Source organism: Kribbella sp. NBC_00709, from assembly GCF_036226565.1.
In the GTDB taxonomy this organism is placed as follows: Bacteria; Actinomycetota; Actinomycetes; order Propionibacteriales; family Kribbellaceae; genus Kribbella.
Window position 1 is genome coordinate 8,235,649 of record NZ_CP108996.1, and the last position, 14,721, is coordinate 8,250,369.

Consider the following 14,721-nt stretch of genomic DNA (forward strand, 5'->3'; position numbering starts at 1 on the left):
GCTCACCCTAGCGGCAGGCCGTCGAAGGCCGTTTCCGCTTCGGTCACCGCGTCCAGGTAACGGTCGGCGGCGCGCCGGCCCGCGCTCATGGCCGCCCAGTTGCGGCGGGACAGCACGCGCTGGACCGACACCGCCTGGGCCGCCAGGAGCTCGCCCGCGAGATCGCCGCCGATGGCTTCCGCGAGGGCGCCCTCGTCGTCGTCCATGAACTGGTGGAGCCCCGTCGCCAGCGCGGGAGTGGTGAAGACGAGCCGGTAATAGGCGAGGACCTGCGGATGGTCGTTCAAGCCGGTGATCGGGTCGCGGGCGGTCAGCCCGGCGAGGAAGTGCTCACGGAGCGCCTGGACCGGCGGGACCCCGGCAGCCGCGACCACTCGCGCGGACTCGTGCCGGTGGTCGGAGATCCGGTGCAGGACGAGGTCCTGCTTGGTCGGGAAGTACTTGAACAGCGTCGGCTTGGAGACGTTCGCCGCCTCGGCGATGTCGGTCACCGAGACCTCGTCGAAGCCTCGTTCGAGGAACAGCGCGATGGCCGCCTCGGACAAGGCGTCGTGCGTCTGCTGCTTCTTGCGCTCGCGAAGTCCGGTCACCGGCTCATGTTAACCTAGGCAAAAGATTGACCGGGTTAATCTTTTCGTGGAGGGGTGGATGCGGGATCTGACGTCGGAGCGCGAGTACGCCGAGCGCTGCCGGGAGGCGCTGCGGCGGATGGTCGCCGGCGCGCGGGAGAACGTGGCGGTCGGCGAGCACACCTGGGGCGACCGCTACACGGCCGAGCGACTGGGCTTCTATCTGAAGACGCTCGCCCGGGACATGGGCGAGGAGGGCCACAATCCGCCGTTCTTCGGCGTGATCGCGTACGGCGACGCGGACTCGGACGCCGGCGCCGGCGCCGGCGCCGGCGAGCACAGCCGGCAGACCTACTACCTCGGGCGGCGGCACATCTCGGACGCGATCGGCCGGCCGCCGATGGTGATCGACTGGCGCGCGCCGGTGTCGGCCGCGTTCTACCAGGCGTCGGCGATCGAGCCGCGCGGTATCGAGACCCGCCGCCGGTTCGGCTGGTCCGGTCAGCTGCTGACGAGCTTCGAGGACGAGCACCTCCTGACCGGCTCGCCGTCGGGTGGAAGTGACTTGGTACGCCGTGAGATCGAGCGCGCCCGGGTCGGCCCGATGCGGGACATCGTCGCCACGATCCAGCCCGAACAGGACACGCTGGTGCGGACGGACCTCGACGTCTCGGTCTGCGTGCAAGGCGCACCAGGGACCGGGAAGACAGCGGTCGGCCTGCACCGGGCGGCGTACCTCCTCTACGCGTACCGGTCCCGGCTGACGCGAAACGGCGTACTGGTGCTCGGGCCGAACCGCGCGTTCCTGCACTACATCTCCGCCGTGCTGCCGACGCTGGGCGAGGTGGACGTCGAGCAGACGACGATCGAGCAGCTGCTGGATCGTGAGGTTCGCGCGACGGACTCCTCGGAAGCTGCCGAGGTCAAGCACGACGTACGGATGGCCGAGGTACTGCGGAAGGCGGTGTACGCGCGGATCGGTCGACCGGAGCGGGCCGTCGTGGTGAGTGACGAGTCGTACAAGTGGCGCGTCAACCAGCACGAGTTCGCGGAGATGGTGGTCGAAGCCGAGGCTGATGCGACGACGTACCTGACCGGACGCGAGCGGGTGATCGCGCGGATCGTCGCCGCGCTCCAACGGCAGGCCGAGGCACGCGGGCAGAACTGCAACGGCGTCTGGCTGCGCCGGATGGCGCGTGCGGTGATGGCCGACGTCGAGGCGGTGTGGCCGAATCTGAAGGCCGACGAGGTGCTGGCCGATGTGCTAAGCGATCCCGGCCCAGCGGCCGACGGCATCCTGAGCGCGGCGGAGCGGCAGGCCATCAGCTGGTCTCGGCCGCGCAAGGCGAAGAGTGCACGATGGACGGCCGCCGACGCCGTGCTGCTCGACGAGGCGAGCGCGTTGCTGGAGCGCTCTCCGGCGTACGGCCATGTGATCGTCGACGAAGCACAGGACCTCTCCCCCATGCAATGCCGGGCGATCGCCCGCAGGAGCGAGCACAACTCGATCACCGTGCTCGGCGATCTGGCGCAAGGTACGACGGCCTGGGCCGCGACCGACTGGCCGGCACAGCTCGCCCACCTCGGCCAACCGTCGGCGGAGATCGTTGCCCTGAGCACCGGGTTCCGCGTGCCGGCGGTCGTGGTCGAGCTGGCGAACCGCTTGCTCACCGCGCTCGGGGTAGGCGTCCCCGCCACCACCTCGTTCCGCTCCGACGGCGAGCTGACGATCAGGCAGGTCGACGATCTGCCGGCCGGATGTGTCGAGAACGTTCAGAGAGCGCTCTCTGCCGAGGGCTCGATCGGCGTCATCGCCGCCGACCACCAGGTCGCAGCCCTGGCCGACGGTTTGAAGGCGGCCGGGATCGAGGTGGTCCCGGCCGACGGCGACGGCCGGGTGGCCGTCGTACCGGCGAGCCTGGCGAAGGGCCTCGAGTACGACCACGTGATCGCGGTCGAGCCGGCCGACATCGTCGCCTCGGAGCCCCGCGGCCTGAACCGGCTCTATGTTGTCCTGACCCGGGCGGTGTCCCGGCTCGACGTCCTGCACACTCGTCCCTTGCCGACCGAACTCCTGGGGTGACTGCCGGACTCTTCCCAGGTATGAGTCCACGAATGCCAGGAGTGGTGATGCCCAAGGAACCCGGGCAGGTGGTGACGCGGGACCGCGTGCTCTGGGACCGGCTACGGCACGCCGACGAGCAGGCCTTGTCCGAGCTGTTCCACCAGCACAGCGACGCCGTGTACAACTTCGCGTTCCGGCGTACGGCGTCCTGGTCGCTCGCCGAGGACGTCGTACAGGCGACCTTCGCCGCGCTCTGGCGGCGAGCACGGTCCGGTCAGGTCGAGGCGCTGACCTTGGACTCGGCACGGCCGCTGCTGCTCGTGATGGCCGGCCATGAGTGCGGCAACCTACTCCGCTCGTCGCGACGGCAGACCGCACTGCGGCAGCGCATCGAGCTGGTCGACGCCGCCGGAAGTGCCGAGCCGGACCACTCGACCGCGACGGCCGACCGGATCGACGACGAACGCGCGATGAGCGACATCCGCCGGGTTCTCGAACGGCTCCCACTGAAACAGCGCGAGGTCGTCGAACTGGTGGTGTGGTCGGAATGCTCGATGGCCGAGGCCGCACGTGCGCTCGGCATCCCGGAAGGAACCGTCAAGTCCCGGCTGGCCAGAGCCCGCAGCAGCCTCGCCGGCCTTCTCGATCTCAGCACGGAAGGCCAGTCATGAAGACCCTGCCACCGGCCGAACGGCCACTCCCCGGCAAAGCAGAGATCCTCGAGCGCATTCTCTCCGACACGACCGCGCCCGCGACCGGCCGACGCCGCCAGGGCTGGCTGGTGCCGGTCGGCGCCGCCGCGGCCGTCGCCCTGGTCGCCGGCGGCATCCTCGTCGCCGCCACCCGCCACGACGCGTCTGCGCCGTCACCGGCCGACGGGGCCCCGGCATCTGTTGAGCCGACCACGCCGACCACGCCGACCACGCCGACTACGCCGACTACGCCGAAACAACGTCCGGCGGCCGAGATCGACCTGAACGCCGGTTCGCTGACGGCAGCGCAGAAGGCCCAGGCCGCGCAGTCCTGTATCGCCCCGCAAGAAGGTCCGCACCGGCCCACGGCGATCTCCCACGGCATCAAGGTCCGCACCTGGGGAGTCCAGCGGACCGAGGACACCATCGCCTTCACCAGCCCCAACGGCCTGCAGTACGCGTGCGTCGGCAACGGTTCGATGATGACCACGAGCATCGTGGGAGGCGATCCGGCCGTCGCCGCCGAGAACAAGACCGTTCTCCCGGTAACCGACGCGACCCACCCGGCCGCACCCGCGGAGGGCACCGGGGCGACCTGGGCCTTCGTCGACTTCGACCGGCTGCCGGACCAGCTCGCCAGAGACGGCTGGTACCGGGTGGACGACCGGGTCGCGAGCATGCGCCAGCGCTGGGTTGTCCGCGGCCGAACCGGCCCGTGGTTCGTCGCGGAACCCGTCGACGGGCTGGTTTTCCTCCGCTCCTGGGACCGATCGGCGGCGCTCCGGCTGGGCGAGGAGGTCCGGGTCGAAACGCAGGTCCTCGGGCCCAACGGCGAGCTTCTCGACGCGCCCGCCGGCATCAAGGGCGGACGCCTCACCGCGAGTCCCGGCACCACCCGGGTCGACCGCGGCAAGGTCGTCCGCCTGCCGGGCGCGCCCCAGGGCGAGCTCGATTTCAACTAGCTCCCTGGGAGATCCCACGGCGCGCCGGGGCCGCCCATGCGTTCGGCGTACGGCGTGCCGTGGGCGAGTTCGCCGCGACGGATCGGCTTGTCGGTGAAGGCCGAGGCGTAGATGGCGGCCGCCAGTTCGAGCGTGTTGCGGGCCTCGGCGAGAGTGACCGGGGTCGGTTCGCCCGCCGCCCTGGCGTCCAGTATCGCGGCCAGTTGAGCGGTGTGGCCGCTCGGTACGTCGGGGAGGTCCGCGGACCAGGCGTCGGCGATCACCTCGTGACCGGGAGCCGGCGTGACGGTCCAGTCGGGGTTCTTGTAGCCGTACAGGTGCTCCAGCTCGACGGTCGCGTTCTGGCAGTCGAACCGCAGCTGGGACGTCTGACGGGCGGATACCAGCGAGTTGACCACCGAGGCGACCGCGCCGTTCTCGAAGGTCACCAGCGCCAGCGAGACATCCTCGGTCTGCGTCGGGCGGGCCTGCCGGGCCGCGAGCGCGGTGACCTTCTCCCACGGGCCGAGGATCGACAGCAGCAGGTCGTACTGGTGGATCCCGTGCCCCATCGTCGGCCCGCCGCCCTCGACGTCGAACGTGCCGCGCCACGGCACCGCGAAGTACGCGTCGTCGCGGTACCAGACGGTGTTGCACAGGGCAACCAACGGCCGGCCGAGCACGCCGTCGGCCAGCAACTGCCGGAGCCGGACCGCACCCGATCCGAAGCGGTGCTGGAACACGCATGCCACCTGCGCCGACGACTTCTCCTCCGCCGCCACCAGCGTGTCGAACTCGTCCAGCGACAGCGTCGGCGGCTTCTCCATGTACACGTCGACGTCCGCGGCCAGGCACTCCACGGCGAGCGGGACGTGCGAGTTCGGCGGGGTACACAGGTGGACCAGGTCGACGCGATCGGCCGCGAGCAGGTCGGTCAGGCTCGGGTACGTCGCCGGAATGTTCCACTGGGCGGCGAACTCCTTGGCCCGATCCAGGTCGACATCGACTGCCGCGACCAGCTCGGCCCGATCCGCCAGCGCCGTCACGGCCCGGGCGTGCGAGCCGGCGATCCCGCCGGTACCAACGATCGCAATCCTCTGCTTACTCATATGGAAAGCCCTTTCCGAGGGGCTTTCCATCCTCTGCGCCACGCCGCCGGTTCCACAACCCTCCGCCCGGCATCTGACCACATCCGGTCAGCGGACCTGCCGGCATCACCGGACCTGCCCGCGGGGCTGCCCGGCGGGCTGACCGGCGGGCTGACCGTTCGCCCCGGGGACGTTTGAGGGGTCAACCCCTGACCTGGCCGGTTGCGCACGCAGATTCTCGGGAGGCAACCGTCCGTCTCAGGGGTTGACCCCTGAGACGGACGCGGGATTGATGCTGGGTCCGGGGCAGGCGCGGTCAGCCGATCTCGCTGAGTCGTGGCCGCCGTACGGGCACTGCCGGAACCGATGCGGGTGAGCTCGGCGTCGAGCGGACCCGGCGTTGCAGGGGCGGCTGATCGAATTGCGTCGTACCGCGGCCGGTCGTCAGGACCGCCGAGTCGTGGCGAATTGTCGTTGCCGAGATCGTCGAGTCGTGGATCGAGGTCGTAGATCGGACCGATTTCGGACCTGAATCCACGACTCGGCGGACTCAACCGACGTTCGACCACAGGCTGCGGTCTGGGTGGAGCTCGGGGCACCCGGTGGGCTGGGACAAGAACCGGTGGCCTGAGACATGAACCGGTGGGCTGGGACAAGAACCGGTGGCCTGAGACATGAACCGGTGGCCTGGGACCTGAAATAACAGGGCTCCGGCCACAACAACCTGTCTCAGGTCACCAGAGGCGGATCGGCTGCGGCGCACAGAGGGCCCGGCCGCGCCACGAACCGGTGGGCTGGGACAGGAAGCGGTGGGCTGAGACACGAACCGGTGGGCTGGGACAAGAACCGGTGGGCCGCGCCACGAACCGGTGGGCTGGGACAAGAACCGGTGGGCCGCGCCACGAACCGGTGGGCTGGGACAAGAAGCGGTGGGCTGAGACACGAACCGGTGGGCTGGGACAAGAACCGGTGGGCCGCGCCACGAACCGGTGGGCCGCGCCACGAACCGGTGGGCCGCGCCACGAACCGGTGGGCTGGGACAGGAAGCGGTGGGCTGAGACACGAACCGGTGGGTTGGGACAGGAAGCGGTGGGTTGGGACAGGAGGCGGTGGGTGTGGGAGTTAGCTGATTTCGCCGTATGCCGCGATCAGCAGGCTCGGGTCGGGTGCCTCGAGGATCGTCGGCTTGGCCAGGGCGTCGAGGATGACGAAGCGGAGGCGGTCGGCGCGGGTCTTCTTGTCGAGCTTCATTGCGTCGTGCAGGTGCGGCCAGGCGTCGGCGCGGTAGGTCACCGGGAGGCCGAGAGATTCGAGTACGGCGCGGTGGCGGTCGGCCGTCGCGTCGTCGAGGCGGCCGGCGGCGCGGGCGAGCTCGGCGACGAACACCATGCCGATGCTGATCGCGGCGCCGTGGCGCCACTTGTACCGCTCGACGCGCTCGATCGCGTGGCCGAGGGTGTGCCCGTAGTTCAGCGCCTCGCGGCCGATCTGGCCGCCGACGGTCGTGGTCCGCTCGCGCAGGTCCGCGCCGACCGTGTCGGCCTTCACCTGGATGGACCGGGCGATCAGCTCCTCGGTCGCGCCGTACGACGGACTCGTGGCGCCGGCCGGGTCCTTCTCGACCAGGTCGAGGATCACCGGGTCGGCGATGAACCCGCACTTCACGACCTCGGCGAGGCCACTCACGTAGTCGTTCAACGGCAGGGTCTCGAGCGCGGCCAGGTCGCAGAGGACGCCAGCCGGCTCCCAGAACGCGCCGACCAGGTTCTTGCCCTCGGCGGTGTTGATCCCGGTCTTGCCGCCGACTGCCGCGTCGACCATGCCGAGCAGCGTGGTCGGGATGTGCACGACCTTCACGCCGCGCAACCAGGTCGCCGCGACGAAGCCGGCCAGGTCGGTCGTCGTGCCGCCGCCGACGCTCACGACCGCATCCGACCGGGTGAAACCGGCCTGGCCGAGCACCGACCAGCAGTACGCCAGCACCTCGGCGGTCTTGGCCTCCTCCGCATCCGGGATCTCGATCGCGTGCGCCGTGAACCCGGAGCCGGTCAGGTCGTCGCGGATCGCGTCACCGGTGGACCGCAGCGCGCGCGGATGGATCACCGCAACCCGCTGCACCCCCTCCCCCAGCAGCGCCGGCAGCTCGTCCAGCAGATTGTTGCCAATGACAACGTCGTACGGCGCGGCCGCGGCAACCCGGATCCTGGTCGGCTGATCCGTCACGTCAGGTGCTCCAGGATTTCGTCGGCGATCTGCTCCGGCGTCTTGCTGTCGGTGGTCACGGTCAGCTTGGCGACCTCGGCGTACAGCGGGCGACGGGCTTCCATCAGGTTGCGGAGCTGGGTGCGGACGTTGCCGAGCAGCAGCGGCCGGGCAACGCTGAGGCCGACCCGCCTGGACGCCTCGCCGAGGCTGACATCGAGGTAGACGACGGTGTGACCGGCCAGGTCAGCGCGGGTCGCGGCGTCCAGGATCGCGCCACCGCCGAGCGACAGCACCTCGCCGTCGTCCTTCAGCGCCGCGACGATCGCGGCCCGCTCCAGCTCGCGGAAGTGCGGCTCGCCCTCGTCGACGAAGATCTCCGAGATCGGCTTGCCCGCGCCGGCCTCGATGTCGGCGTCGGTGTCGCGGTGCGTGGCCTTCAACCGCTCGGCCAGCAGCGCAGCGATCGTGGACTTGCCCGATCCCGGCGGCCCGACCAGGACGACGACCGGGCTCACTCCCACTCCCGCGGGGCGATCGTCGTCGGCAGGTTCGCCAGGTACGCCTGGTGGTTGCGCGCGGTCTCCGTCACCGAGTCGCCGCCGAACTTCTCCAGCGCGACGTCGGCCAGCACCAGCGCGACCATCGCCTCGGCGACGATCCCCGCCGCCGGTACGGCGCAGACGTCCGAGCGCTGGTGGTGCGCGGCCGCCGCCTCACCGGTCGAGGTGTCGATCGTCCGCAACGCCCGCGGAACGGTTGCGATCGGCTTCATCGCGGCGCGGACCCGGAGCGTCTCGCCCGTGCTCATGCCGCCCTCGGTGCCGCCCGAGCGACCGCTGGTACGCCGGACCGCGCCGTCTTCGGCCACGATCTCGTCGTGCGCCTTCGAACCCGGCGTCCGCGCGAGCTCGAACCCGTCGCCGAGCTCGACGCCCTTGATCGCCTGGATGCCCATCAACGCACCGGCCAGCTTCGAATCCAGCCGCCGGTCCCAGTGCACGTAGCTGCCGAGCCCCGGCGGGAGACCGTCGACGACGACCTCGACCACGCCGCCGAGCGTGTCGCCGGCCTTCTGCGCGGCGTCGATCTCGGCGACCATCTGCTTGCTCGCGTCCGGGTCCAGGCAGCGGACCGGATCCGCGTCCAGCTTGGCGACATCGCCGTACGCCGGGATCACGCCGTACGGCGCCTTGACCGTGCCGAGCTCGACGACGTGGCTGACGATCGTCACGCCGTACGACTGGCGGAGGAAGCGGGCCGCGACCTCGCCGAGGGCGACCCGGGCGGCGGTCTCGCGGGCACTGGCGCGCTCGAGCACCGGACGGGCCTCGTCGAACCCGTACTTCTGCATGCCGGCCAGGTCGGCGTGGCCGGGCCGCGGGCGGGTCAGCGGAGCGTTGCGGGCCAGGCCGGCCAGCGTCTCCTCGTCGACCGGATCCGCGCTCATCACCTGCTCCCACTTCGGCCACTCGGTGTTGCCGACCTGGATCGCGACCGGGCTGCCGAGCGTGAGCCCGTGCCGGAAGCCACCGAGGAACGTCACCTCGTCCCGCTCGAACTTCATCCGGGCGCCCCGGCCGTAGCCGAGCCGTCGACGAGCCAGGGCGTCGGCCACGTCATCAGTCGTGACCTCGACCCCCGCGGGAAGACCTTCAAGTACGGCGACGAGCGCTTGTCCGTGCGACTCGCCGGCGGTAAGCCAGCGCAGCATGCCAGGATTCTTTCACGCCCGGCTCATCCCCCGGACAGCGGTCTCAGCGGCAGGTCTGGGTGTCCTGGGTGAGGCCGTCGCGGACGGAGAGGACCACGTCGAAGGTTTTGATGATCGGGGACTCGTCGCAGCTGGTGGTGGCGCCGGCTGCCTGACCGCCGGCGATCGCGGCGCCCGTGAGGGCGGTGGTGGCGAGCGCCGCCACTGCCAGGCGCCCGGCGGTACGACGGAATGCGGGGGTCATGCTGCGCTCCCTTGAACGGTCGGTTCCTTATACCAACGACCGTAGAAGCTGGGAAGGCTTGGCGAACTGGCCTTGGAACCCGTCTTGGGGGTAGCGCTGGCACCACCCCCGATAGGGTCCTGTCATGAGTGAGGAGATGTGGCGGGCACGGGTGCGTGGGTGCTTGCTGGGTGGTGCGATCGGCGACGCGCTGGGCGGGCCGGTGGAGTTCGACGACGGTCGGTCGATCGTCGCGAAGTACCCGGACGGCGTACGGGCCTTCGTCGCTGGAGGTGACGGCTGGCCGCCGGGGACCATCACCGATGACACCCAGATGACGCTGTTCACGGTGGAGGGGCTGATCCGGGCGAACGTGCGGACCGACCGCGGACTCGGGTTCACCGTGGCCGTCGTACAGCATGCGTACGACCGGTGGCTGGACACGCAGACGCTGCCGGGACCGAGCGGCGAGCTGGACGGTTGGCTGCAGGGCGAGCAGTGGCTGTACGCCCGTCGCGCGCCGGGCAACACCTGCCTGTCCGCGCTGACCGAGGCCCGCAAGGGCGAGCCGCGGATCCCGCAGTACGGCGCGGAGGCGGTGAACGACTCCAAAGGATGCGGCGGGGTGATGCGGGTCGCGCCGTTCGGGCTGCTGCCGGACTACTTCCCGGCCGACTGGATCTTCGACTCGGCCGCGACGGCCGCCGGGTACACGCACGGTCACCCGACCGGAAAGCTCGCGTCCGGGGCACTCGCCGCGATCATCCGTGAGCTGTGCAACGGCGCCGGCCTGGACGACGCGCTGTCAAAGACGACCAGCCTCCTGACCCAGCACGAGGGCCACGAGGAGACCAGTACTGCGCTCTCGTTCGCGCGGCATCTGGCCAAGACAGCACCCGCCGGACCGGTCACGGTCGAGCGCCTCGGCGGCGGCTGGATCGCCGAGGAAGCGCTGGCGATCGCGGTCTTCGCAGCGCTCGCCTACCCGGAGCCCGAGCAGTTCCTGGACGCGCTGTCCCTGGCCGTCACGCATTCCGGCGACAGCGATTCCACCGGCGCGATCTGCGGCAACATCCTCGGCGCCCTCCACGGCGAGACGGCTCTCCCCGCAGAGCTCGTCTTCACCGTCGAGGGCCGTCCTGTCATCCTCCAACTCGCCGACGACTTCGCGCTGGAGTTCACCCAGGGCAAGCGCCTGCACGGCGACTACGGTCCACACACCACGTGGACCACCCGCTACCCCGGCTGGTGAGAGCTACTGCGGCTCGATCGAGAGCTTGTGGTGGAACACGTTGCGCGGGTCCCACTTCGACTTGATCTGCTGCAGCCGCGGGTAGTTGCCCAGGTAGTACAGGTCGTGCCACGGGACCCCGGACTTGTTGTACGCGGGGTCGGCCAGATCGGTGTCCGGGTAGTTGATGTACGAGCCGGCGTTCGTCGCGTTCGGGACCGGAGCGCCGCCCGTCTCGCGGTAGATCTCGCCATAGACCTTTCGCGCCCAGGCCAGGTGCATGTCGTCGTCGGTCGCGGTCTCCCACGACGCCGTGAGCACCATCTTGCCGACCACGTCACGCTGTGCGGAGGCGGTCGCAGTCGACGGAACGGTGTTCACCTTCCCGCCGTACGGGACCAGCAGCAGCGACGACTGCGGACCCTTGTACGCCGAGTCCGTCAGCCCGCGGTAGATGGCCAGGATCTGCTCGTCGGTGTACCCCTTCTTCAGATACCCAGCCTTGTACTTCCCGCGTCCCGGATCCGGCGTGTCAGCGATCGACCGCTGGATCGTCATCTGCAGGAACGGCCCCACGCCGAGGTCGACCACCTGCGGCTTCACGTCCACCCCGGCGACCATCGCCGCGTTGAACGCGTTCATCAGCTGCTCCGAGCCCGGCACCGCCGCGTCGATCTGGGTCGACAGCAGGAACTGCCCGGCGCTGTTGTGGGTGAGGATGAACGGCGCGTAGAGCGTCGAGTACGGCGAGTCCGCGGTGTTGTGCTGCTCGAAGAAGTCGAACCAGTTCCGCACCGTCCGCGCGAAGTCGGCCTGCGTGGTTTTCGACCAGTCGTACAGCAGGATGGTCGACCGTAGCGCGGCCGGTGCCTTGGGCAACGACTCGCTCGCGGTCCGGCCGGAGGCCCCGGCGGACCGCATCAGGTACCGGGTGACGACGCCGAAGTTCCCACCGCCACCACCGGTGTGCGCCCACCACAGGTCACTGTTCGCGTTGTCGCGGGTCGCAACCACCGACCGCGCCCGACCCCGGGCGTCGACAACCACGATCTCCACGCCGTACAGGTGGTCGACGACGGAGCCGTACTTGCGCGACAGCGGACCGTACCCGCCGCCGCTGAAGTGACCGCCCGCACCGACCCCGAGGCAGCCGCCGGCCGGGACGGTCAGGCCCCAGCCGTAGAACAGCTCCTTGTAGACGGTCTCGAGGGTCGCGCCGGCGCCGATCGAGAACGCCTTGTACTGCGGGTCCCACGTCACCGCGTCGTACGTCGACATGTCCAGCAGCACCTCGATGTCGCTGCTGTCGACGAAATCCTCGAAGCAGTGTCCACCGCTCCGGACCGCGATCCGCTTGCCGCTGCGGACCGCCTCCTGGACAGCCGCGACGGCGTCCTCGGTCGACCGGATCACCCGCGCGTACTGCGGCTTGCCGATGAATCGCCGGTTCTGGCCGCGCTGGACGAGGTCCTGGTACCGCGCGTCGTTCGGGCCGATCCTGTCGCTGCGGGCGGTGGTGGTCACGGCGGACGCAGTACCTGGCACGGCGAGCGCCGCACCCGCGACTGCGGTCCCGGCCAAGAGACCACGACGACTGACTGGCATTGATTTCCCTCCCGAGAGTTCGATTACCTCGACCCTAGGAAGGCGGGCGGTGCCCGCACATCAACCATCTGGTGGAGTGCCGGGATCCCCTATCCGGCGTACAGCCGCTCCAGCGGCGCACCGAGCAGTACTCCGGCCAACGCCCCGACCAGCATGAACGGCCCGAACGGGACCATCTGCTTGCGCGTCATCACCCGGCCGGCGATCAACGCGATCCCGACGATCGCGCCGAGGAAGAACCCGCCGTACAGACCGGACACGAACTGTCCCCAGCCCAGCCAGCCGAGCGCCAGCCCGAGGAGCCCCGACAACCGCACATCGCCGAACCCGACGCCCCGCGGGAACGCGAACCACAGCACGTAGAACACCGCGAACCCGATCGCCCCGGCGATCACTGCCCGGCGCAACGACCCCCACTCCCCCGTCGCCACCGCCGCGGCCAGCAACCCGGCCCCGACGACCACGTACGTCGGCCAGATGATCACCGAGGGCAGGAATCGCGTCCTGGCGTCGATGTACCCGAGCACCGCCCCGGCGACCGCCAGCACGAGCCACGCGGGCAGCACTGCGTCCATCCCGAGCATCCAGCCCAGCAGTCCGCCGGCGACCGCGGCGAGCCCGCCGCACCAGTACGCCGCTCGCCGACCGGCCACCGAGGCGTACGGGACCTTGGTCTCGCCTTCCTCCAGCACCGGCTCGGGGATGCGGCGCATCAGCCACGGGCCGAGGACGGCCGCTGCGGGACCGCAGACGACCACCCCGATCCCCGCAGCGAGCAACGCGTTGTCGGCCGGCACGATCCAGGAGCCTAGACGATTCCGGGCCGCCACTTCGCAAGCCCTGTGGACAAGAGTGTGGGAGTGTGATGGAAAGGGTCATCTCTGGAAGGACTGCCGATGGATGGCATGGACAAGAGCCGGGTGAAGGACGCGCTGCTGCGGCAGGTCGAGGCCGAGCTGCAAGCGGCCAGGGGTGACGTGTCGCGGGAGGATTCGGCGGCGAAGCTGGATCAGGACTCGTCGTTCTCGGTCGACGACCAGTCGCAGGCTTCCCAGGCCGGTGATCTCGGCGGGCTGTTCGAGGACCGGGAGCAGCGGCAGGCGGGCATCCTGAGCGGGATCGAGAAGCTTGACTTCGGGCCGCGGAGCGAGGTCGGGCCGGGCGCGATCATCGGGTTCGACGGCGACCGGTACGTCGTCGGCGTGGTCGCCGCCGCATTCGAGTGCGACGGCGCGACGTACGAGGGGATCTCGACCGACGCACCGATCTACGCGGCCGTCGAGGGCCTGCGCGCCGGCGACACCTTCACCTTCGCCGACCACGACCACCGCATCGACTTCGTCAGCTGAGCCCGGCCCGGGCGCGCCGTACCAGGATCCGGGCGATCACCGCGGCGCCGACGCCGATCAGCAGCAGGCCGCCGAAGAGGACGCCGATCGTGCTCCAGAAGCCGTCGTTCTCGGTGATGACCTCGACCCGCTGGTACTCGGCGTCGGTCGCGGCCGGCGCGAACGTGAAGTCGTCGGTGATCCGGCCCGGATCGCGATAGGTCGCCGTGTACGCGGTCAGGTAGTCGGCCGGCTTGGCCAGCGCGACGTCCTCGACCCGGCCGGCGAACAGCAGCTCGGGCGTCACCGCCGCATCCGGCAGCTCGGTGGCGTCGACCCGGTGCTCGGCCGCGACGTACACCGTGACCGTCTGGGCGGTGGTGGCGCCCTTACTCAGCCGCATCGGGTACACGATCCGCTCCGACGCGAACGTCAGCCGCAACGGCGGCGTCGCCCCGCTCAGGCTCTCGCCGTCCCGCTTGGGCGCGAGCTTCACCGCCACGATCTCCCACTTCTCGGTCAGGTACGGCGTGAGGTTCGCGGCCAGTGTCGCCGGTACGACGTACCCGTTCGTGCGCAGCCAGTCCGTGACCGCAGTCCCGGTCGAGCCGGTGAGGCGCGCGACCGCGAACGGCCCGAGGATCATCTGCTGGCGGACGTTCACGGCGGACCCGGGGGCCGCCTCGCCGGCCAGGCCGCTGCGGTTGCCCATGATCCCGAGGCCGCGGAACGGCCAGTACGTCTTTCGGTACACGACCTTCGGCCGGGTCAGCCGGTCGAGCCGGTAGAACAGCTCGTCGTCGCCCAGCTCGACCTTGGCCGCGGCCGGAACCGGCATGATCCAGGCCGCCTTCTTCGACGAGCCGTTGATCGCCATCGAGAGCGTGATCTTCTCGGTGCCGCCCGCGTGCTGGACCAGCGCGGTCTCGCCGTACGCACGGGCCTGCGACTGGGCGTCCGGCAGGTAACCGCCGCACGCGCACGCCCACGCGGGCGTCACCCCGGCCGCGATGAATCCGACCGCCAGCACACCCGCCACTACCCGCCAAAGCTTCACGGGCGG

Annotated in this window: 14 protein-coding genes; 5 read left to right on the top strand and 9 right to left on the bottom strand. The window is 70.3% G+C overall.

Annotated elements, in window-relative coordinates; translation table 11 throughout:
* Positions 1-2 precede the first annotated feature (2 nt).
* Positions 3-590: a TetR family transcriptional regulator gene (locus OHA18_RS40040; protein ID WP_329000622.1), complete on the bottom strand. Its 588-nt coding sequence runs from the start codon at positions 588-590 to the stop codon at positions 3-5.
* A gap of 58 nt (positions 591-648) precedes the next feature.
* On the opposite strand from OHA18_RS40040, the gene OHA18_RS40045 reads away from it, so the two are divergent.
* From OHA18_RS40045 to OHA18_RS40055, 3 genes are read left to right on the top strand one after another with little or no spacing between them, the layout of a single operon-like run.
* Entirely contained in the window at positions 649-2,652 is a 2,004-nt protein-coding gene (locus OHA18_RS40045) for a HelD family protein (protein ID WP_329000623.1), read from the top strand.
* Between the two features lie 47 nt (positions 2,653-2,699).
* Entirely contained in the window at positions 2,700-3,305 is a 606-nt protein-coding gene (locus OHA18_RS40050) for an RNA polymerase sigma factor (protein ID WP_329000624.1), read from the top strand.
* Positions 3,302-4,288, top strand: coding sequence for a hypothetical protein (locus OHA18_RS40055; RefSeq protein ID WP_329000625.1), 987 nt, complete (start codon positions 3,302-3,304; stop codon positions 4,286-4,288). The genes OHA18_RS40050 and OHA18_RS40055 overlap by 4 nt, the downstream gene beginning before the upstream one ends.
* On the opposite strand, the gene OHA18_RS40060 is transcribed toward OHA18_RS40055, so the two are convergent.
* The 5 genes from OHA18_RS40060 to OHA18_RS40080 form a co-directional block, all read right to left on the bottom strand.
* Positions 4,285-5,376 (bottom strand): Gfo/Idh/MocA family protein, encoded by a 1,092-nt coding sequence (locus OHA18_RS40060; protein WP_329000626.1) that lies wholly within the window; start codon positions 5,374-5,376, stop codon positions 4,285-4,287. The two genes, OHA18_RS40055 and OHA18_RS40060, sit on opposite strands and share 4 nt — an antisense overlap.
* A gap of 1,101 nt (positions 5,377-6,477) precedes the next feature.
* A complete protein-coding gene (gene aroB, locus OHA18_RS40065; RefSeq protein WP_329000627.1) occupies positions 6,478-7,578 on the bottom strand; it encodes a 3-dehydroquinate synthase in 1,101 nt (366 codons plus the stop codon).
* A complete protein-coding gene (locus OHA18_RS40070) occupies positions 7,575-8,075 on the bottom strand; it encodes a shikimate kinase (protein ID WP_329000628.1) in 501 nt (166 codons plus the stop codon). The genes aroB and OHA18_RS40070 overlap by 4 nt, the downstream gene beginning before the upstream one ends.
* A complete protein-coding gene (gene aroC, locus OHA18_RS40075; RefSeq protein ID WP_329000629.1) occupies positions 8,072-9,271 on the bottom strand; it encodes a chorismate synthase in 1,200 nt (399 codons plus the stop codon). Before aroC ends, OHA18_RS40070 begins: the two co-directional genes overlap by 4 nt.
* Before the next feature lie 43 nt (positions 9,272-9,314).
* Positions 9,315-9,515 (bottom strand): hypothetical protein, encoded by a 201-nt coding sequence (locus OHA18_RS40080; RefSeq protein WP_329000630.1) that lies wholly within the window; start codon positions 9,513-9,515, stop codon positions 9,315-9,317.
* Between the two features lie 124 nt (positions 9,516-9,639).
* Between OHA18_RS40080 and OHA18_RS40085 the strand changes: the two genes are divergently transcribed.
* Entirely contained in the window at positions 9,640-10,746 is a 1,107-nt protein-coding gene (locus tag OHA18_RS40085) for an ADP-ribosylglycohydrolase family protein (protein WP_329000631.1), read from the top strand.
* A 3-nt stretch (positions 10,747-10,749) separates the two neighbouring features.
* Here OHA18_RS40085 and OHA18_RS40090 read toward each other — a convergent pair whose 3' ends face one another.
* On the bottom strand, positions 10,750-12,330 hold the full coding sequence (locus OHA18_RS40090) for an FAD-binding protein (RefSeq protein WP_329000632.1): 1,581 nt from the start codon (positions 12,328-12,330) through the stop codon (positions 10,750-10,752).
* Between the two features lie 89 nt (positions 12,331-12,419).
* A complete protein-coding gene (locus tag OHA18_RS40095) occupies positions 12,420-13,127 on the bottom strand; it encodes an A24 family peptidase (protein WP_329000633.1) in 708 nt (235 codons plus the stop codon).
* Positions 13,128-13,226: 99 nt separating this feature from the next.
* Between OHA18_RS40095 and OHA18_RS40100 the strand changes: the two genes are divergently transcribed.
* Positions 13,227-13,679, top strand: a complete 453-nt coding sequence (locus tag OHA18_RS40100; protein ID WP_329000634.1) for a hypothetical protein — start codon at positions 13,227-13,229, stop codon at positions 13,677-13,679.
* Here the strand turns inward: OHA18_RS40100 and OHA18_RS40105 are convergent.
* The gene (locus OHA18_RS40105; protein WP_329000635.1) at positions 13,672-14,715 is read right to left on the bottom strand and encodes a DUF2330 domain-containing protein; all 1,044 of its coding nucleotides are present in this window, start codon (positions 14,713-14,715) and stop codon (positions 13,672-13,674) included. The genes OHA18_RS40100 and OHA18_RS40105 overlap by 8 nt on opposite strands.
* Positions 14,716-14,721: the final 6 nt, after the last annotated feature.